16 protein-coding genes and 1 pseudogene are annotated in these 19,007 nt (G+C 63.2%); 9 read left to right on the top strand and 8 right to left on the bottom strand.

From position 1 onward, the window contains the following. Nucleotide 1 precedes the first annotated feature (1 nt). Complete coding sequence (locus CZ338_RS02420) at nt 2–1,849, bottom strand: acetolactate synthase large subunit (RefSeq protein ID WP_407919353.1); 1,848 nt, start codon at nt 1,847–1,849, stop codon at nt 2–4. Nucleotides 1,850–2,093: 244 nt separating this feature from the next. On the opposite strand from CZ338_RS02420, the gene CZ338_RS02415 reads away from it, so the two are divergent. The 4 genes and pseudogenes from CZ338_RS02415 to CZ338_RS11050 all read left to right on the top strand — a co-directional run. After that, entirely contained in the window at nt 2,094–3,674 is a 1,581-nt protein-coding gene (locus CZ338_RS02415) for a mechanosensitive ion channel family protein (protein WP_087116691.1), read from the top strand. Between the two features lie 4 nt (nt 3,675–3,678). Beyond that, nucleotides 3,679–4,191, top strand: a complete 513-nt coding sequence (locus CZ338_RS02410) for a PH domain-containing protein (protein ID WP_087116690.1) — start codon at nt 3,679–3,681, stop codon at nt 4,189–4,191. 72 nt (nt 4,192–4,263) lie between these two features. After that, on the top strand, nt 4,264–6,117 hold the full coding sequence (gene ilvD / locus CZ338_RS02405) for a dihydroxy-acid dehydratase (protein WP_087116689.1): 1,854 nt from the start codon (nt 4,264–4,266) through the stop codon (nt 6,115–6,117). 44 nt (nt 6,118–6,161) lie between these two features. Next, nucleotides 6,162–6,998 (top strand): annotated as a pseudogene (locus CZ338_RS11050) (glycosyltransferase 87 family protein); the annotation flags it as partial. 294 nt (nt 6,999–7,292) lie between these two features. Here CZ338_RS11050 and CZ338_RS11045 read toward each other — a convergent pair. Both CZ338_RS11045 and CZ338_RS02390 read right to left on the bottom strand, forming a co-directional pair. Continuing rightward, nucleotides 7,293–8,303 (bottom strand): DoxX family protein, encoded by a 1,011-nt coding sequence (locus tag CZ338_RS11045; protein ID WP_087116687.1) that lies wholly within the window; start codon nt 8,301–8,303, stop codon nt 7,293–7,295. Between the two features lie 59 nt (nt 8,304–8,362). Next, on the bottom strand, nt 8,363–9,439 hold the full coding sequence (locus tag CZ338_RS02390) for an aldo/keto reductase (RefSeq protein ID WP_087116686.1): 1,077 nt from the start codon (nt 9,437–9,439) through the stop codon (nt 8,363–8,365). A gap of 70 nt (nt 9,440–9,509) precedes the next feature. Here CZ338_RS02390 and CZ338_RS02385 point away from each other — a divergent pair, with 70 nt between their 5' ends. Further along, nucleotides 9,510–10,913 (top strand): YkvI family membrane protein, encoded by a 1,404-nt coding sequence (locus CZ338_RS02385; protein WP_087116685.1) that lies wholly within the window; start codon nt 9,510–9,512, stop codon nt 10,911–10,913. Between the two features lie 93 nt (nt 10,914–11,006). Here the strand turns inward: CZ338_RS02385 and gatB are convergent, their stop codons facing one another. The 3 genes from gatB to CZ338_RS02370 are packed head-to-tail and all read right to left on the bottom strand — an operon-like array spanning nt 11,007 to nt 14,114. Then, nucleotides 11,007–12,509 (bottom strand): Asp-tRNA(Asn)/Glu-tRNA(Gln) amidotransferase subunit GatB, encoded by a 1,503-nt coding sequence (gene gatB, locus CZ338_RS02380; protein ID WP_087116684.1) that lies wholly within the window; start codon nt 12,507–12,509, stop codon nt 11,007–11,009. Nucleotides 12,510–12,558: 49 nt separating this feature from the next. Beyond that, a complete protein-coding gene (locus CZ338_RS02375) occupies nt 12,559–13,557 on the bottom strand; it encodes a bile acid:sodium symporter family protein (RefSeq protein WP_087116682.1) in 999 nt (332 codons plus the stop codon). Between the two features lie 44 nt (nt 13,558–13,601). After that, nucleotides 13,602–14,114 carry a mismatch-specific DNA-glycosylase gene (locus CZ338_RS02370; RefSeq protein WP_087116800.1) on the bottom strand — a complete coding sequence of 171 codons (513 nt, stop codon included), beginning with the start codon at nt 14,112–14,114 and terminating at the stop codon, nt 13,602–13,604. Nucleotides 14,115–14,175: 61 nt separating this feature from the next. Between CZ338_RS02370 and nadA the strand changes: the two genes are divergently transcribed. Genes nadA through CZ338_RS02350 form a run of 4 tightly spaced genes read left to right on the top strand, consistent with a single transcriptional unit; the run spans nt 14,176 to nt 17,497 of the window. Further along, nucleotides 14,176–15,129 (top strand): quinolinate synthase NadA, encoded by a 954-nt coding sequence (nadA, locus tag CZ338_RS02365; protein ID WP_143341235.1) that lies wholly within the window; start codon nt 14,176–14,178, stop codon nt 15,127–15,129. Between the two features lie 5 nt (nt 15,130–15,134). Then, nucleotides 15,135–15,992 (top strand): carboxylating nicotinate-nucleotide diphosphorylase, encoded by an 858-nt coding sequence (nadC, locus tag CZ338_RS02360; protein WP_087116678.1) that lies wholly within the window; start codon nt 15,135–15,137, stop codon nt 15,990–15,992. Nucleotides 15,993–16,022: 30 nt separating this feature from the next. Then, nucleotides 16,023–16,586, top strand: coding sequence for a hypothetical protein (locus CZ338_RS02355; protein WP_143341234.1), 564 nt, complete (start codon nt 16,023–16,025; stop codon nt 16,584–16,586). Continuing rightward, nucleotides 16,583–17,497: a PrsW family glutamic-type intramembrane protease gene (locus CZ338_RS02350; protein WP_087116673.1), complete on the top strand. Its 915-nt coding sequence runs from the start codon at nt 16,583–16,585 to the stop codon at nt 17,495–17,497. The genes CZ338_RS02355 and CZ338_RS02350 overlap by 4 nt, the downstream gene beginning before the upstream one ends. Here CZ338_RS02350 and CZ338_RS02345 read toward each other — a convergent pair. Then, nucleotides 17,494–18,075 carry a GNAT family N-acetyltransferase gene (locus CZ338_RS02345; protein WP_087116671.1) on the bottom strand — a complete coding sequence of 194 codons (582 nt, stop codon included), beginning with the start codon at nt 18,073–18,075 and terminating at the stop codon, nt 17,494–17,496. The genes CZ338_RS02350 and CZ338_RS02345 overlap by 4 nt on opposite strands. Continuing rightward, the gene (locus tag CZ338_RS02340; RefSeq protein ID WP_087116669.1) at nt 18,072–19,001 is read right to left on the bottom strand and encodes an NAD-dependent epimerase/dehydratase family protein; all 930 of its coding nucleotides are present in this window, start codon (nt 18,999–19,001) and stop codon (nt 18,072–18,074) included. Before CZ338_RS02340 ends, CZ338_RS02345 begins: the two co-directional genes overlap by 4 nt. Between the last annotated feature and the right edge of the window lie 6 nt (nt 19,002–19,007).

Here is a 19,007-nt window from a genome sequence, read left to right as displayed (position 1 = left end):
ATTATTTTTCCTCCGCTTCAGCCGCAGATTCGTTCTTTGATTCGGCCACAGTCTCGTGGATGTCGGCTGGGGATTCGCCGGCGGACATGTCTTCGTCGAAAAGCGGGCGCAGATCGCGCGCGTACTGGATCTCGGAGTTGGAGCTTCCAGCGGAGATCATGGGCCAGACTTGGGCGTCCTCGCCGACAACGAAGTCGATGAGCACTGGTCGGTCGTTGATCTCGCGTGCACGCTTGATGGCGGGCAGGACCTCTTCCTCAGTGGTTACGCGGATGGCTTCGGCACCGAGCGCACCAGCAAGGGCGAGGAAGTCCGGAATGTACGACTCATCCTGGTGCAGTTTGGTGTGCGAATAGTGGCCGTCGTAGAACAGCGTCTGCCACTGGCGGACCATGCCCAGGTTGCCGTTGTTGATCAGGGCGATCTTGAACGGGAAGCCCTCCACGGCGGCGGTGGTGATCTCCTGGTTGGTCATCTGGAAGCAGCCGTCGCCGTCGATGGCCCAGACTTCCTTGTCCGGGCACGCGGCCTTTGCGCCGAGAGCCGCCGGGATGGAGTAGCCCATGGTGCCCAGGCCACCGGAGTTCAGCCAAGTACGCGGATGCTCGAAGTCGAGGAACTGCGCGGACCACATCTGGTGCTGGCCAACGCCGGCGACGTAGATCGCCTCGGGCCCCACCTCTTTAGCTAAGGTCTCAATAACGAACTGCGGGGACAGCGTGCCGTCTGCGTGCTTCTCGTAACCGCGCGGGAAACGCTCCTTCATGTCGGCGAGGTAGTCCTTCCACTCGCCGATTTCGGGGGCGGAGATCTTCTTTCCCTTCTGGAACGGCTCGGTCAGCTCGCGCAAGACCTGCTTGGCATCGCCGACGATCGGCACGTCGACGGCACGGATTTTGCCGATCTCGGCGGGGTCCACATCAGCGTGGATCACCTTTGCGTCGGGAGCGAAGTGCTCGGGGTCACCGGTGACACGGTCATCAAAACGCGCGCCGATAGTGATCAGAAGGTCAGCCTTCTGCAGAGCAGCGACGGCGGGAACGGTGCCATGCATGCCCGGCATTCCCATGTTGAGCGGGTGGTGCGACGGGAAGGCGCCAAGCGCCATGAGCGTGGTCACCACAGGAACGCCAGTAGCCTCGGCGAACTTGAGGAGCTCCTTCGAAGCATTGGCCTTGATGATGCCGCCGCCAGCGTAGATCACCGGGCGCTCAGCCTGGGAAATCATCTTCGCGGCGGACGTGATCTGGCGGCCGTGCGGATTCGTCGTTGGCTTGTAGCCCGGCAGGTCCACAACCGGCGGCCACTGGAAATCGATCTCGGCATTCTGGACGTCCTTAGGAAAGTCCACGAGGACCGGGCCGGGGCGGCCGGTGCTTGCAAGGTGGAAGGCCTCAGCCAACGCCTGCGGGATCTCCTCCGGATCCGTCACCATGATGCTGTGTTTAGTGATCGGCATGGTGATGCCGCGAATGTCTGCCTCCTGGAACGCGTCGGTGCCCAGCAGGGGTGTGCCCACCTGACCGGTGATGGCCACGATTGGCACCGAGTCGAGGTACGCATCGGCCAAAGCGGTGACCAGGTTGGTTGCACCGGGACCCGAGGTAGCCAGGCACACGCCGACTTTTCCGGACGCCTGAGCATATCCCTCAGCGGCGTGGCCGCCGCCCTGCTCGTGGCGCACCAAAACGTGGCGCAGCTTCTTAGCGGCAAACAGGGCGTCGTAAAGCGGCAGAACCGCACCCCCTGGAATGCCGAAGATGACCTCGGTGCCCAGCTCCTCGAGGCTGCGGACGATGGCTTCCGCGCCTGTCATCCGCTCCGCCTGTTTCTTTTGTGACGCTGCCACTATTCTCCGAACTCCTTTTGGTGAGTTGTCAGCACTCTGGGTGATCCTGTTTTCCTATGACAAGCGCCCCCGCTCTACAACCTGAGACGGGGGCGCTTGCTTTGCGACGGCTACATAGACGAGTACGTCGCGCGTGAGACAAGCGCCGCGCGAATTACTGCTACTAGGCCATTCAAGATCATGCCTAGATCATACACATCTCTCAGGAATCTAACGTGCATTAGGGGCTACTCTTGGCACTGTTATGCCTTTCACTCTCATTCTCGAACACATGTGGCGCTGGTTCGCCGACACCGGCATTAACCTCGCCCTTCTCATCGTTTTGGCGATGCTGGTTCCGCGTGCTGGGCGCCTGGCCAACCGGTACGTAGAACGCCAAGTCGCCGATGCCAAGGACCCGGACGAGGGCAAATCGTCCCTGGCTATCGCTGGTGTGGTGATCTACATCGTCCAGCTGCTGGCCTACTTCCTCATCCTGGTCTTCTTCCTCCAGCAAGTCGGGTTCTCCCTCGCTGGCGCGGCGATCCCCGCCACCGTCGTCTCGGCCGCAGTCGGTTTCGGCGCGCAGAACATCATCGCGGACTTCGTTGCGGGCTTTTTCATTCTTTCGGAAAAGCAGTACGGTGTCGGCGACCTGGTCACGTTCAAGATCGGCGGCGACGAAATCACCGGCGACGTCATCCAGATCACTATGCGCGCCACGCAGGTGCGCACGCTCGAGCAATACACAGTGACCATTCCGAACTCGACGGCACAGGTGTGCATCAATAACTCCAACGTATGGTCGCGGGCCCTCGTCGTGGTTCCAGTTCCACTTGCGCGCTCGCACGACGTGGATGAGGTGATCGCCCGCGCTGAGCGTGCGGCCCGCAAGGCTCTGGCCAACCCGGAGATCGCGCCTCTCATCCGCGGCGAGCTCATGTCGCAGCCCGGCATCGAGATCAACCCGCCGAATACCGTGGGCATGCCGTGGACTCTGGACATCAGGTTCATGGTCCGTTGCTCCCCCGGCGACCAGTTCCCCATCGAGCGTGCTCTACGCGTGCACATCCTCGAGGAATTCTTCGACGAATACGGTTCTGAGACAGCAACGCCCATGCTTGACGACGCCGCCACGCAGTCCTTCCCCGCTGTTTCCCCCGGCCGGTACAAGACCGGCTGGAGCGACTCGTACGAGCTCGACGACGAGACCGGGACCACTTCCTGGAATGGGAACGCAAGCACAGCTGCTGACACCAGTGCCCCTACGACGGCGACTCTTCCGGCCGGCAGTTCAACCCACGGCAGCAATGTTGTGGGCACCAACTCTGATCCTGAGCTGAATGACATGGAGGAAGTGCCGGCTGAGGAAGACCCGGCGGCGGCACCGGATCCTGGTGAAGAAAAGCCCGGCATCGGCACGTTCGGCGGGCGAATCAGGGCGTCGACAGGCCTGCTCATCACTCTCCTTCTAGGTCTGCTCATCCTCCGAGGCTTGACCATGGATGCCGGCGACGCGAGCGAAGCCAGGTCCGGTATCCTCGCCCCGCCGCGTTCCTCCACATCCTCCACGGAATCTTCTCCTGCTCCGGGCAGCGGAAATCGTTCCGAACCCGCCTCCGCCAGCCCGACCGAGCGCGCCACGTCTGAGCCGGAGCAGCCCGCGTCCTCCGGTACTCAGTCACCCGCGCCAGCGCCATCGCCGAAGAACTCCGACCAACGCCAGCCAGCGAATCAGCCCTCCGGCTCCAGCGTCCCCAGCGCCACCAACGGGCCCGCGAGCCCGGAGGCTCCAGGGCCTGCGTCCACCCCGAAACAGAGCCCGAGCGCAAGCCCGATAGCATGACACCATGACGTTCACCCCGGACCGCACCCACGTTATCGCCGCGGTGCTCATGACTGGCATCGCACTCATCGGTATCTCCTGGGCTCCCTTGAAGCTCGGGTGGCTCCTGATTTTCCCGATTATTTTCATCGCGTGGGTGCTCACCGCCAAGACTGTCGTAAATGACAACGGTATTAGCGTGTCCTACCTGTTCAAGAAGAACGTGAAACTGCCGTGGGACCAGCTTCGCGGCATCGGATTCGAGGGTTCCAGTGCGAAAGTAGCCACCGTAGACGGCAGGGAGTACACGTTGCCCGGAGTAACGTTCAACTCGTTGCCGGACCTCGCCGAAGCATCGTCCGGACGGATCGCCGATGTGATCACACAGGCCTCCGAAGCCGCTGACGGAATGATGGAGGTCACCGACCAGCACGGTGATTCCATCCTAGTCACGCCCGAGGAGTACAAGGAACGGACCGCCGCCGGCGAGAAGCTCTCCCGCATTCGCAGGGATACTGCCCACGACAACGGGCAGTAAGACTGGCGCCTATTAATCAGTGTTCGACACTATTCAAATCACCGCACAGTAATTAACAAGGAGTACGACCACATGCCTAACTCAATCCCGCTCCGTTCCCGCGTCACCACAGTTGGCCGCCAAGCAGCTGGCGCCCGTGCGCTGTGGAAGGCCACCGGCACGAAGGACAACGAGTTCGGCCGCCCGATCGTTGCCATCGTCAACTCCTACACGCAGTTCGTTCCGGGGCACGTGCACCTGAAGAATGTCGGCGATATTGTCGCCGAGGCCGTCCGCGAGGCCGGCGGCATTCCCAAGGAATTCAACACGATCGCAGTCGACGACGGAATTGCAATGGGTCACGGAGGCATGCTCTACTCGCTGCCGAGCCGCGAGATCATCTCCGACTCTGTCGAGTACATGGTCAACGCCCACACGGTGGATGCCATGGTGTGCATCTCCAACTGCGACAAGATCACACCCGGCATGCTGAATGCGGCAATGCGCCTGAATATCCCGGCTGTTTTCGTCTCCGGTGGCCCGATGGAGGCCGGTAAGGCCGTCGTCATCGACGGCGTCGCACAGACTGGAACGAAGACGAACCTCGTGGACGCCATGTCCAGCTCTGCTAATGACGCGATCTCGGACGCCGACTTGGACCGCATCGTCGAGTCCGCCTGCCCCACCTGCGGTTCGTGCTCAGGCATGTTCACCGCTAACTCCATGAACTGCCTGACTGAGGCGCTGGGATTGTCGCTGCCGGGCAACGGCACGACCCTGGCCACCCACACTGCCCGCCGCCGCCTGTTCGAACGGGCCGGCGAGGCAATCATGGACATCGCCCGCCGCTACTACGGCGAGGGCGACGAGTCGGTCCTGCCGCGCAACATCGCCACCCGCGACGCATTCCGCAACGCGATGGCACTCGACATGGCCATGGGCGGATCCTCCAACACGATCCTGCACACGCTCGCCGCTGCACAAGAGGGCGAAGTGAACTTCGACCTGAAGGACATCGACGAGCTGTCGCACGAGATCGCCTGCATTTCCAAGGTCGCTCCGAACGGCGACGCCCACATCGAGGATGTCCACCGCGCTGGCGGCATCCCCCGCATCCTGGGCGAATTGAACCGCGCTGGCCTGCTCAACACCGAGGTCCACTCCGTCGCCTACTCGAACCTCCAGGAGTGGCTGGACGACTGGGACATCCGGGGCGGCAAAGCTACCGACGAAGCCATTGAACTCTTCCACGCAGCTCCCGGCGGCGTTCGTTCCTCCGAGGCGTTCTCCCAATCCAACCGTTGGGACGAGCTGGACACAGATCCGGTGAACGGCGTCATCCACGATTTCGAGCACCCCTTCACTTCCGACGGCGGCCTCGTCGTGCTGCGCGGAAACTTGGCTGAAGACGGAGCGATCCTCAAGACCGCGGGTGTTGAAGAAGAGCTCTGGGAGTTCTCGGGCCCGGCCCGCGTCGTCGATTCGCAGGAGCAGGCAGTCTCCATGATTCTGGCCCGCGAGGTTCAGCCGGGAGATGTCGTGGTCATCCGATACGAGGGTCCCGCCGGCGGCCCGGGCATGCAGGAGATGTTGCACCCGACCTCCTTCCTGAAGGGCGCCGGTTTGGGCAAGGTCTGCGCCTTGATCACCGACGGACGTTTTTCAGGCGGCACGTCCGGCCTGTCCATCGGCCACATCTCCCCCGAGGCGGCACAAGGCGGTCTGATCGGCTTGATCGAAAACGGTGACACGATCCACATTTCCGTCCGCGACCGCAAGCTGCAGCTCGAGGTCGACGACGAGATCCTGGACCGCCGCCGCGCCGAGATGGAGCAGCGCGACAACCCGTTCACGCCGAACCGCACCCGCCACGTGACCAAGGCTCTGCGCGCCTACTCCAAGATGGCTACGTCCGCCGACAAGGGAGCTGTCCGCCGCGTCGACTAAGCTCCTGGTTCGACCCTTTCACGTGATCGAACCAGGATGAGGACATGCCGCTTCTTCTGCTGCTCGGCGCCGTGCTCGGCGCGCTCAATCTCGGCCAAAGTCTGTTTTTCGCCGCGCACGAAACGCTTCTCGACGTCGGGGTGTTCCGCGACGCCGGCGCCGCATTCGTAAATGGCGACCCGTTGTACGAAGGCTTCCCCACACGCAGCGGATTCGCGTTCATTTATCCGCCGTTCGCGGCTCTGCTCTTTGTCCCGCTGACGTGGGTGTCGGAGCTGACTATGGACATTCTGTGGAACTGCTCCATCGTTGCGGCACTGTTCGGCATCATGGCGATGGCGTGCCACCGTTTGGGCTTACGTCCGTGGTGGGCCTGGGCAGCTGCCCTGACGGGCTTTGCCACCTGCCTGGACACGATGTCGTCCAACCTCTACTACGGCCAGATCAATATCTTCCTGGTCCTACTGGTGGCAGCGGATGTTCTCGGGTATACGCCGAAGGCCGTGCGCGGCATCGGGATCGGAATTGCGGCCGGCATCAAACTCACACCTGCCGCCTACGGCGTCATCTTCCTCGTCCGAAAAGACTGGTGGTCAGTGGCCCGCTCCGCCGGTTTCTTCCTGCTCACCGCCGTCATCGGCTTCATTTTCCGTCCGCGTGAGTCGCTCTATTTCTGGACGGAAGAGTTCTTCGCCACCGATCGCGGCGGCGACGTCTACTACCCGCCCAACCAGGGTCTCGGGGGAATGCTGTCGCGGGGACTGGTGGATGCAGGAGTCGTCGAGAAGCTAGCGCCCGTAATTCTCATCCTGTTCGCCGCGGCGTCAATCTTCATCGCCTACCGGTTGGAGCAGCGCGGCCGCAGCGTCGAAGCTCTTCTCATCGTGGTGTTGGGGATCTCCCTCGGCGGACCGTTCGCTGTCTCCCACCACTGGGTCGGCATCGTGCTCGCCCTCCCGCTGATCTTCACAGTGAAGGAGCAAGGCCTCCGTTTCCTGCTCGCCGTGGCCGCTGGGGCGTGGATCGTTCCCGGTTACGAGCTCGTGGCAGAAGAAAAAGCCCAGGAATTCGCGTGGCCGCTGTGGTTCAACAGCAACATCATCGGCCTGATGGGCCTCGCGATATTCGTGGGCTACCTGATTTTCTGCTTCGGCGGGCGCCTCAGCGCGGATACGTTAAGCGAACCACCACATGAGGACGGCGGCGGCGATACCGATCGCAGCGCACATCCAGGAGCTGACCATCGGCCGTCGCGTCCAGCTGCGGCTGAAGTCGACGCCAAAGATTCCCGGACCGGTGAACTGCACCGCTAGCGCCATTCCGAACAGCGAAATCGAGAGCCACACAGATGGATCCCAAGCGAAGAGATTAGAGGCATTCTCGACGGTGGTCACGGCGTGAAGCGCCCCAAAGCCGGTAGCCGCGACCGCGATCATTGCTGCTACCGGTGTGAGCAGACCGAGCACGAGGAACACCCCGGAGGCCAAGCCCATCGTCGGCAGTGCAATCGCGAGCGCACGCGGGTACGAGTAATCGGAAAGCCGATCCTCAAGACCCGCCAACCCGGCGTTGCCCCCGAGCTGGAACAGGATCGCCAGTGAGGAGATGATCAGGACAGCCCCCAAGACCAGCCGCAAAATGAGCAGGCCCACATCGATCGTGCCGCGGCCAATCGGGGCCTGAGGTGCATCCGCTGTGGTGTCGGGGGTCTCGGAGCTCTCCGCGTTCAGGCTTTCGGCGGCCTCAGTGGTGTGCAGCGTGCCCGCAGTACTCACAGTGCTGGCAGCGACAGGCTCTTCTACCGCGGCGGTCGCACCCGTCGCAGTTGTCCCGGCTGCAGGAGTCGGATCATCTACCCGCTCGACCTCGATGTCCACAGGTTTACGCTTGGCCGCTTTGCCCACTTTCACTTCTCTTCTCTTGGAGGGCACATCCGTTGAAGGCAGGTCGTCATCGCCGTCCGATTTTGCGACGCGGTCCACCTTTCCAACGTTGTCGGGCTTATTAGCCTTATCAGCCTTATCAGCCTTATCAGCCTTATCCGCCTTCGGCGCCGCCGGCAGGACCTCCGTCGGGGCGGCTTTACCGGTGCGGGTGTACACGTTCGTGGTGGGCACATCGAGGTCGTCGAGCTCAGTCACGTCCTCGAGGTTGGTGAGGGGCTTCTTGCTGCCTTTGTCAGTCATGCCCCCAAATTTAAGGCAGCCGGAGCACACATTCCGGCTGCCACGCTGGGAGAACTGCTCTAGCCGCGGGTGCGGGAGGCTGTTGCACCGGCCCAGATATTGATGCCGGCGTCGTGGGCGATGCCGTCGATAAGCTCCAGCTCTTCGGCGGAAAAGTCGAGATTTCGCGCGGCATCAATGTTGTCGTCGAGCTGCTCGACGCTCGACGCACCGATGAGAGCGCTTGTGACAGTCTGATCCTCCTGGTCGCGCAGCACCCACGCGATGGCCATCTGGGCGAGGGACTGCCCGCGTTGCTTTGCCACGTCGTTGAGTTTGCGCGCCATGCCGATGTTGCGCTCACTGAGCATCTCCTCGCTCAAGGATTTGCCTGCGACCGCGCGGGACCCGGCCGGGATTCCGTCCAAATAGCGGTCGGTGAGCAGCCCCTGCGCGAGCGGCGAAAACGCGATGACACCGAGGCCACTTTCCGCCGCGGACTGCAGCAGAGACGCACCGTCCTCGCCTGGCTCCTCCACCCAACGGTTGACCATGGAGTAGCTCGGCTGGTGAATGAGCAGCGGGCAACCCTCCCCCGCCATGATCTCGGCCGCTTCCGCGGTGAGCTCCGGACCGTAAGAGGAAATGCCCACGTAGAGGGCCTTCCCCGACGCCACGATGTCGCGCAGCGCGTACATCGTCTCCTCCAGCGGCGTATCCGGATCCGGGCGGTGGTGGTAGAAAATGTCCACGTAGTCGAGCCCCAGCCGCTCCAGCGAACGATCCAGGGACGACATCAGGCATTTCCGGGAACCGCCGAAACCGTACGGGCCGTCATGCATGTGCCAACCGGCTTTCGACGAAATGATCAGCTCGTCGCGGTGGGCCGCGAAATCCTCCGCCAGAATCCGGCCGGCGTTCTTCTCCGCCGCACCCGCCGGCGGACCGTAATTATTGGCCAAGTCGAAATGCGTGACACCCCGGTCGAAAGCGCGGCGCATAATCGCCCGCTGTGTCTCAATCGGCTTGTCGTCACCAAAGTTGTGCCAAAAACCCAAAGAGACCCGCGGCAGCTTCAATCCAGAATTGCCAACGCGGCGGAACCAGCCGTCATGTTGGCTCTCATAGCGGTCCTGAGCAGGGGTGTAAGCATCCATGCCCGCCCATTGTGCCACAGTTCTGTTACCCTCGATCCGCTCATGATTTTCTAGAGAAGAAAGTTCTCCCATGAAGAAAACTCTGAAGGTGGCAATGGCTCTCGTCGGCCTGACAGTCGGCGCCGGCTTCGCCTCCGGACAAGAAGTCATCCAATACTTCCTCTCTTTCGGCTACTGGGGCATTGTCGGTGCCGCGGTGGCAGGCATCACCATTGCGGTTTTCAGCGGGTGGGTCTACCAGCTCGGTTCCTACTACCTCGCTGAAGACCACAGCGCGGTGTTCAAGAGCGTGTCCCGGCCGTTTTTGGCCAAGTACATGGACATCACCACCATGTTCACGCTGTTCTGCATCGGCTTCGTCATGGTTGCCGGTGCCGGTTCCAACATGGAGCAGCAGTTCGGGTTCCCCACCTGGGTCGGTTCCGCGATCATGGTGGTTCTGCTGGTGCTCTCCGGCTTCCTCGACATCGACAAACTGACCAACGTCATTTCCTTGATCACGCCGCTGCTGATCGTCTGCATCCTCGGTGCCTTTGTGATCACACTGATGAACATGCCGGACAATCTCAGCGAACTCAATGAGCTCGCGCAGACCAACCCGCATGCTTCCGGCACCTTCGGCAATTGGCTGGTCACCGCGTTGAACTACGCCACCCTGGTGATGATCATGGACTGCTCCATGATGCTCGTCTTCGCCGGCTCCCACATGAACCCGGCACAGACCGGCAAAGGCGGGCTGCTCGGTGGCATCATGTTCGCCGTCCTGCTGATGATCCTGGTGTTCATCCTGTTCTTCAACATGGAGCACATCCTGGACAGCGACCTGCCGTTGCTCATGGTCTTCGACACGATGCACCCGGCCGTGGGCACGGCAGTGTCCATCGTGATCTACCTGATGATCTACAACACCGCCGTCGGCCTGTTCTACGCCCTCGGCCGCCGTCTCAGCCACGACAAGCCGGGCAAGTTCCGCCCGTACTACTTCGTCGTCGTTGCCGTCGGTTTCGCCCTGTCCTTCATCGGCTTCGCTGACCTGGTGAGCTGGGTCTACCCAGTCCTGGGATACTTGGGATTGATCCTCGGCATTGTCATGGGTGTCGCCTGGTTCCGCGACCGCCAGAACATCAAGGACGAGACTGGCCGCCGCGAGCGCCTCGCCGAACTCGCCGAGACCCAGCTCCACCCCGAGACTGAGGACCTGTCCTCGCAGGAGCGCGCAGAGGTCGACGAGCTCACCTCCGACTCCAATATCAGCGACCAGAACCTGTGGCACTCCGTGCAGGAGGAGGTCGCCGCGGACCTCGACGCGGATGATTCCAACGACTTCAGCTTGAAGGACGTCCCCGCTCTCGACCCCGAGTCCGATTCCTACGACGGCGCTCCCGACGCCGCGGGCGACGAGATCAACTGGAAGTCCTACGACCAGATGTACAAGACCGGCGAGTTCCCCGCCGTCAAGCCCGAGAAGCAGTAGCGCCGTCGCTTATCGACGCAATAGAAACTGCCCCCGGCCAGCCGTCTCGCTGACCGGGGGCAGTTCTCGTTGGTTGGGCTCGGCCCGCCGGATCTAGTCGGCGAGCTTCTTCGCGATGATCTCGTTGATGGACTTCGGGTCAGCCTTGCCCTGGGTGGCCTTCATCACGGCACCGACGATGGCACCAGTGACCTTCGTGTTGCCGGCCTTGTACTTCTCCACGATGTCCGGGTTGGCGGCGAGGGCTTCGTCGACGGCTGCTTCGATGGCGCCGTCGTCACGCACGACCTCGAGGCCGCGCTGTGCCACGACCTCGTCGACGTTGCCCTCTCCCTCAATGACACCGTCGATGGCCTGGCGGCCGAGCTTGGTGGTGAGCTTTCCGTCCTTGACCAGCTCAACGACACGAGCGACGTCGGCCGGGGTGACACCGAGCGCGTCGAGATCGCGGCCCAGCTCATTGGCTTTACCAGCGATGTAGGACACCCACCATGCGCGGGCTTCACCCGGTGTGGCGCCAGCTTCGACGGTCTCGACAATGAGGTCGAGTGCACCGGCGTTGACCAGATCGCGGAATTCCTTCTCCGGCAGCTGCCACTCCTCCTGGATGCGTGCGCGGCGCACCCACGGCAGCTCCGGCAGCGTCGCGCGAATCTCCTCGACCCATTCCGGTTTGGCGATCACGGGCGGCAAGTCCGGATCGTTGAAGTAGCGGTACTCGCTCGCCTCCTCCTTCGGGCGGCCCTTGGAGGTGGTGCCGTCCGCCTCCTGGTAGTGGCGGGTCTCCTGCACGATCTCACCGCCGCCGTCGAGCACGCCTGCCTGGCGCTGCATTTCGTAGCGGACCGCCTGCTCGACGGACTTGAGGGAGTTGATGTTCTTGGTCTCAGTGCGGGTGCCGTACTTCTCCTGGCCCTTCGGGCGCAGCGACACATTGGCGTCGCAGCGCATGGAGCCCTGGTCCATGCGGGCATCGGAGACACCGAGCGCCTTGACCAGCTCGCGCAGCGCACCGACGTACGCCCGTGCAACCTCAGGAGCGCGCTCGCCGGCGCCCTCGATCGGCTTGGTCACGATCTCGATGAGCGGAATACCGGCACGGTTGCAGTCCACCAGGGACGCGGTCGCACCCGAGATGCGGCCCGTGGAGGAACCCAGGTGCGTCAGCTTGCCGGTGTCTTCCTCCATGTGGGCGCGTTCGATCTCGACGCGCCACTCAGTGCCGTCATCAAGCACAACGTCGAGGTATCCGTCGTACGCGATCGGCTCGTCGTACTGCGAAATCTGATAGTTCTTCGGCTGGTCCGGGTAGAAGTAGTTCTTGCGCGCGAAGCGGGAGGATTCCGCGATCTTGCAATTCAGTGCAAGGCCGATCTTGATGGCCCACTCGACGCCCTTAGCGTTGACCACGGGGAGTGCGCCCGGCAGGCCGAGCGACACCGGGTCGATGTTGGTGTTCGGCTCAGCGCCGAAATGGGCCGACGAAGTGGAGAACATCTTGGTCTCCGTGGCCAGCTCCACGTGCACCTCAAGACCCATCACCGGGTCGTACTTGTCCAGGACGTCGCTGTAATCCATCAGGTCGTACGCAGTCATGCTTGCCAAGTGTAGTGCCCGTGCACGGTAGCCGAGACGATAGCTCCGGTTACTGCGACACAGGCTCCGGCCCCGGTTGCGTCCCCACCTTCGCCCTGCGGTCCTTCCCGCGGAAAACCAGGGCGAGGACGGCACCGGAAAGGTTGTGCCAGACGGAGAACACGGCGCCCGGCAGGGCAGCCAGCGGGCTGAGGTAGTTTGTGGCCAGTGTTGCGGCCATGCCGGAGTTCTGCATGCCCACTTCCACGGCCATCGTGCGCGAAGCTGCCTCCGGTTGGCCGGTCACTTTGCCGGTGACATAGCCAAGGGTGTAGCCGATGATGTTGTGCAAAGCGACGGCGACCAGGACGATGAGTCCCGCCTGCGCCAGCTTGTCCCGTGATCCGGCCACGACGATGGCCACGATGGTCGCGATCGCGATGACGGAGACCCATGGCAGCGCCGGCAGGATTGCCGCGACGAAGCGCGGGGCGAGCAGGCGGACCAGGAGCCCGAGGCCGACAGGGACAACGACCATCTTCACAATCGACCACGCCATCGGGCCGGCGCTGACATCCATGTGCTCACCGGCCAGCCACAGGGTCAGAAGCGGGGTGAGGATAGGCGCGAGCAGCGTCGACACCGATGTCATGGTCACCGACAGCGCGACATCGCCGCGGGACAAGTACGACACGACGTTGGACGACGTTCCACCCGGCGCGCAACCAACGAGGATCACGCCGGCGGCGATTTCTGCCGGAAGATGCAGCATCCACGTGAGCAGAACGGCCGCCAGGGGCATGATGACGAATTGCGCGACGACACCGATCACGACGGGGAGCGGCTTTTTAGCCACATACACAAAGTCACTGCCCGTCAAGGTGAGTCCCATGCCGAACATGACGATGCCGAGCAGCCAGGTCGTCCAGCCCGAAATCGGCTCCACGACGGCCGGCGCGGCAAAGCCGATCACTCCGCCGGCGATCACCAAGAGCGGGAAGCCGAGGGTGGCAACGAATGCGGAATGTTCTTCCGCTTGATTGTTCTGTGCGGTAGCCGTCGATTCCATACTGTGGACTATAGTGCCCACCCTGCGGGACACTTTCACGGGGTCTACCCCGTCGCATCCCACACTTCGCGGTAGCTCGCCGCCAGCGACTCGACAGTCTCGTGCGCGTTCAGCCCGCTCGGATTTCCCACCACCCACACGGGCACGCCAGCGATCGTCTCAGGTTGCAGCCCCCGACCGGCTTTCCGCCTCCCGTACGCGTCGCGGTACGCACCCACGCCAGCGAACATCACAGCGGCGGGGCGATGCTTATCGACGATCCCCCTCAACCTCTCTCCTCCCTCCACCAACTCGTCCTTGGTCAGGTCAGAGGCTCTGGGTGTCATCCGGGCGACCAGGTTGGTGAAGCCGATGCCCCGCTCCGCGAGCATCGCCGAATCCTCCTCCGACAATCCCGCGCTCGCATTCACCCGGTACGGCGTGATTCCGGCAGTGGCGAGCGCCGGCCAGAAACGGTTGCCGGGGTGCGCGAACGGCGCGTCCATTTCCTCGGACAGCGTGCCCGGGTTGATGCCCACGATGAGCAGCCGGCAGGGATGAGGAATTCGGTCGTGCATTTTTCCGACCATAGCGCGGAATTTCAGTAGTACAGCCAGGACCGAGCGCTAGATTGAACGTATGTGGACCGATGAAGTGCAACAGCTCAAGCAGGAACGAAACGCCGTCATCCTGGCGCACAACTACCAGATCCCGGAGATCCAGGACATCGCGGACTTCACCGGTGATTCGCTGGCGTTGTCCCGCATCGCCGCGGACACGGATGCAGATGTGATTGTCTTCTGCGGCGTGCATTTCATGGCGGAGAGCGCGAAGATTCTCAGCCCGGACAAGACCGTGCTCATTCCGGACGAGGCCGCCGGTTGCTCCCTGGCTGATTCCATCACCGCCGACCAGCTGCAGGAATGGAAAGACGAGCACCCGGACGCGCTAGTGGTCAGCTACGTCAACACCACAGCGGACGTGAAGGCACTGACTGATATCTGCTGCACGTCCTCCAACGCCGTCGACGTAGTGAACTCCATCGACCCGGACAGGGAGATCCTCTTCTGCCCCGACCAGTTCCTCGGCGCCCACGTCAAGCGCCAGACCGGCCGCGACAACATCCGCATCTGGGCAGGGGAATGCCACGTTCACGCCGGCATCAACGGCAAGGAACTCGCCGACCAGGCAGCCGCGCACCCGGACGCTCCCCTGTACATCCACCCGGAGTGCGGCTGCGCCAACTCGGCGATCTATCTGGCCAGCGAAGGCGTCATCGCGCCTGAGCGCGTCCACATGCTCTCCACCGGCGGGATGCTGGACCAAGCGGACCGGGACACGCACGGCACCGTCCTCGTGGCCACCGAAGTGGGCATGCTCCACCAGCTGCAGAAGAAGTCGCCGCTGGCGGACTTCCAGCCCGTCAACCCCCAGGCCTCCTGCAAGTACATGAAGATGATCACCCCGGAAAAGCTCGTGGCTAGTCTCCGGGACATGCGCGACGAGGTCACCGTGCCCGAGGACACCGCCGCGAAGGCGCGGCAGTCTCTGGAGCGCATGATCGCCATCGGCAACCCGGGCAGCGGGGAGTGAGCAGCATGAATGCACCGTTGAACTTCGACGCCGCGCTGCGTCTCATCCGTCTCGGCCTCGAGGAGGACTTCGCGCACGGACCCGACGCCACGTCGGAAGCGACTGTCGACGCCGCCGCCATGCTGACCGCCCACGTAGTCCCGCGCCAGCCCGGCGTTGTCGCGGGCTTGGAAACCGTCGTGTGGACCATGCACGAGGTCTCCCCTGCCATCGACGTGACAGTCCACGCCTCCGACGGCGACCGCGTCGCGCCGGGTGACCGCCTCGTCACAATCCAAGGCCCGGCACGAGCAATCCTGTCGGCGGAACGCACGGCGTTGAACCTGCTCACCTACGCCAGCGGCATCGCCACCCTCACCCACGAGTGGACCCAAGAGCTCGCGGGAACTAAAGCCAAAGTCCGCGACTCCCGCAAGACCTTGCCCGGCTACCGCGACCTAGCCAAGTACGCGGTGCGGTGCGGCGGCGGTGTCAACCACCGGATGAGCCTGGGCGATGCCGTGCTGATCAAGGACAACCACGTCGCCAGCGTCGGCTCCGTGGTAGAAGCGTATCGACGCACCACCGCTGCCTTCCCGGAGCTCCCCACCGAGGTCGAAGTAGACGACCTCGCCCAGCTCGAAGAAGTCCTGGCGTTCTCCCCGGATCTAGTGATGCTGGATAATTTCGGGGTGGAGGGGACGCGGGAGGCCGTCGATAAGCGCGATGCGATGTCGCCTGGAACGAAGCTGGAGTCCTCGGGCGGGTTGACGCTCGACGTCGCCCGCGCCTACGCCGAAACCGGCGTGGATTTCCTGGCGGTCGGCGCGCTCACACACTCGGTGACCATCCTCGACATCGGATTGGATGCCGACCCGAACTGATAGCCGCCGTCATGTATCGTGATCGGCGTTATGAATCATCTGAAATCCTCCCGGGCACCCGTCGTGCTCGGGTTCATTCTTTTTGTCCTGGTCGCCGCCGCGCTAGTCTTCCCGCGCGTCGTCGACGCCACCACCACCCCCGAAGAGTCCCAGGTGCCCGACAACCCAGTGGAGTTGGGCAGCATCGGCGTGCCCGACGAGAACGGCGGGCAGCTCGTGTGCAGCAACCCTTCGGGCTTCGCGGAAAGCACGAAGACCTGGGATTGCGACTCGACGCGCATTCTCGGCCGCTCCGAACCCGCACCCAAAAACGCGGGGAAAGCCCTCGCCCGCTTCTACCGCAGAGTGACACTCGCCCGAAACGTTGAGACCAGCAACGTCGAGTCTCCGCGCGAAGGCGTGCACGTGAAGCGCACCGACGCAAACGCCGAGCGGACGCTTGTAGCCGTCTCCATAGCCGACGGGCAGACCACCCGCTACTTCTCTTTCGGCGGGGACGACGCCGAAGAGCTCGCTAAGCGGTTGATCGACTCCGCCGACGTGAACACCGATAGTTCCGCTGACGAATCCGAGGAAACGGAGGGCGACAAGTGACTAACAAAATGAACCTCATCCTCCGCATCACGGGGATCCTGATTCTCCTTGCCTCCGCGGTCTGGACGACGATCTACTTCAGCCAACTCCCCTTCAATGTGACGATCGCAGCAATGAGCGCGTTGCACCTGGCGCTGTGGCTGCTGCTCGCGTGGCTTCTGCTGCGCAACCACCCGGGCCGTCCTGTTCAATCGTCCCCCGCTTTCATCTTCGCGGGGTTCGTCTCAGGTATGGCGCTGTGCGCCCCTTCGGTGACCACGAATGAATCCATCATCGCCTTCAAGGACTGGCTGGGTTTGGGCAGTTTGGAATTCACTCTGCTGACCCCCACAGCCGAGGAGCTATTCAAATTCGCCACGGTGTTCATCCTGAGCACCATGATCTTCCGCATCCGCCGCCCCATTGAGGCCGTGACCATCGCCATTGCCGTCGGTTTCGGCTTCGCGGCGCTGGAAAACGCCACCTACATCCTGAAAGCGGCGCTCGACAACCTCAATTCCGATGTCGAGGGCTCGCTCATGGGGTATGCCGCCCGGACCGTCCCTGGGCCGTGGGGCCACTCGCTCTACGCCGGTCTCTCGGCATGGGGCCTCGGCGCCTTCTTGTGCCGCACGGACAAATCCCTCGGCTGGCGCATCGGCCAACTGGTCATCTGGTACTTCCTCGGTTTTGCCACGCACTCAATTTTCAACGCCTCGACCGAACTACCCGGCGAGATCGCCCCGCTGGTGACGTTGATCGCGGTCATTGCGTTCACCTGGATCGGCGGAACCTGGCTCTACCTGCGCACCCGGAAAATCGGCCGCCGGGACATCGCGGAAACGGCTCAGCAGAATGGGGCCGCCGCGCATGGAGCTTCCGCACCGGCCGTTGAGGACGTTTCAGCCCGAGCAACCGGGCAGCGGCCCTAAGCTCCCAGCCGCGCCTCGAGCGAGGTCTTCACCTCGGGCCACTCGGTGTCGAGGATGGAGTAGACGCACGTGTCGCGCACGAGACCGCTTTTGAGGATCTTGTGGCGGCGCAGCACTCCGTCGAGTTTGGCGCCGAGGCTCTCGATCGCCGCGCGCGCCTGGCGGTTCATGAAATGCGTGCGGATCTCCACGCGCAGGCACTCAAGGTCCTCGAACGCGCGCTGCAACATGAGCAGCTTCGCGGCCTTGTTGAACGGCGCTCCCTGGGCGTCTTTGGTGATCCACGTCGAGCCGATCTCGATGCTGCGGTTTACCGGGTCGGGGTGCAGGAACGTGGTCACGCCGATAGCGCTGCCAGCCGGGTCGACGATCGCCCACGGGGCACGCTCGCCGCGCTCCTGATCGGCGAGGTTAGCCTCGATGTATTCGGGCACCCCCTCGGGCGTCGGAATGTGGTCCTGGTACCACAGGTCAGACAGGTCGCCGACGTGGGCGGCCAGAGACTCGGCGTGCTCGAGGCTCAGCGGCTCAAGTGTCACCCACTGATTGCTCAGGGTGGGGTTGTCGCAAAAATTCATTGTATCCTCCGGAAATAATCGACGGTTAGGGCCACGCCCTCGTCGAGCGTGACAGTCGGCTCCCAACCGAGAACCTCCTGGGCGCGGGAGTAGGAAAGGGAGGAACGGGGGACGTCGCCAAGCCGCGGCGGGAAATCGTCGGGCGTATCCGGCGCACCCGCGTGCTTGGCCACCAAGCTGTGCAGCGCGCGGTCGGTCGTCTCAACGGAGGTGCCGATGTTGAAGCGCTGCCCGTCGCCGACCTCCCCCGCCGCGAGGACGAAGGCGCGGGCCACATCGCCGACGTAGACGTAATCGCGGGTGTTCGTGCCGCCGCCGAAGATCTTCGTCGGGTTTCCGCGCAGGAGGTTCTCCGCGAAGATCGCTACGACACCGGCCTCCCCGTGCGGATTCTGACGCGGCCCGTACACGTTCGCGGGCGCGATGAAGCTGGCTTGTATTCCGTACAAGTGGCGGAATGTGCCCAGGTACTGCTCCCCCGCGAGCTTCGACGTCGCGTACGGCGAATGGGGATCGACGGGGAAAGACTCGTCGACTGGGAACGTGCTCGGCGTGCCGTAGATCGAACCGCCGGATGAGGTGTGCACGATCTTGCGCACGCCTGCTTTCCGCGCGGCCTCTGCGAGCTTGATCGTGGCCACAATGTTGGCTTCCGCGTCCGCAACCGGATCCTCGACGGACTTCCGCACGTCGATCTGGGCGGCGAGGTGGAAGATCACTTCGGGGGCAAGCTTATCGACGACCCCCGCCATCCCCTCGCCCCCGATATCCCCCTCGACGAACTCCACCGACGGCTGGTGGCTGAGATTCTCCACATGGCCGCTGCTGAGGTTGTCCACGACGGCAACGTCATGGCCCTCCTCGATGAGCCGATCGACGAGATGGGAACCAATGAAGCCGGCACCGCCGGTGACGAGAGTGCGCACGCGGAG

This window comes from Corynebacterium urinipleomorphum (assembly GCF_900155535.1).
Taxonomy (GTDB): Bacteria; Actinomycetota; Actinomycetes; order Mycobacteriales; family Mycobacteriaceae; genus Corynebacterium; species Corynebacterium urinipleomorphum.
The sequence above is the reverse complement of the archived record's forward strand: the minus strand, read 5'-3'. Positions and strand labels throughout refer to the sequence as shown.

Bases quoted from the DNA above. Each gene is read 5' to 3' on its own strand.
- CZ338_RS02415 (WP_087116691.1), top strand. From the start codon at position 2,094: ATGCCTTTCACTCTCATTCTCGAACACATGTGGCGCTGGTTCGCCGAC.
- CZ338_RS02410 (WP_087116690.1), top strand. From the start codon at position 3,679: ATGACGTTCACCCCGGACCGCACCCACGTTATCGCCGCGGTGCTCATG.
- ilvD (WP_087116689.1), top strand. From the start codon at position 4,264: ATGCCTAACTCAATCCCGCTCCGTTCCCGCGTCACCACAGTTGGCCGC.
- CZ338_RS11045 (WP_087116687.1), bottom strand. From the start codon at position 8,303: ATGACTGACAAAGGCAGCAAGAAGCCCCTCACCAACCTCGAGGACGTG.
- CZ338_RS02390 (WP_087116686.1), bottom strand. From the start codon at position 9,439: ATGGATGCTTACACCCCTGCTCAGGACCGCTATGAGAGCCAACATGAC.
- CZ338_RS02385 (WP_087116685.1), top strand. From the start codon at position 9,510: ATGAAGAAAACTCTGAAGGTGGCAATGGCTCTCGTCGGCCTGACAGTC.
- gatB (WP_087116684.1), bottom strand. From the start codon at position 12,509: ATGACTGCGTACGACCTGATGGATTACAGCGACGTCCTGGACAAGTAC.
- CZ338_RS02375 (WP_087116682.1), bottom strand. From the start codon at position 13,557: ATGGAATCGACGGCTACCGCACAGAACAATCAAGCGGAAGAACATTCC.
- CZ338_RS02370 (WP_087116800.1), bottom strand. From the start codon at position 14,114: ATGCACGACCGAATTCCTCATCCCTGCCGGCTGCTCATCGTGGGCATC.
- nadA (WP_143341235.1), top strand. From the start codon at position 14,176: ATGTGGACCGATGAAGTGCAACAGCTCAAGCAGGAACGAAACGCCGTC.
- nadC (WP_087116678.1), top strand. From the start codon at position 15,135: ATGAATGCACCGTTGAACTTCGACGCCGCGCTGCGTCTCATCCGTCTC.
- CZ338_RS02355 (WP_143341234.1), top strand. From the start codon at position 16,023: ATGAATCATCTGAAATCCTCCCGGGCACCCGTCGTGCTCGGGTTCATT.
- CZ338_RS02345 (WP_087116671.1), bottom strand. From the start codon at position 18,075: ATGAATTTTTGCGACAACCCCACCCTGAGCAATCAGTGGGTGACACTT.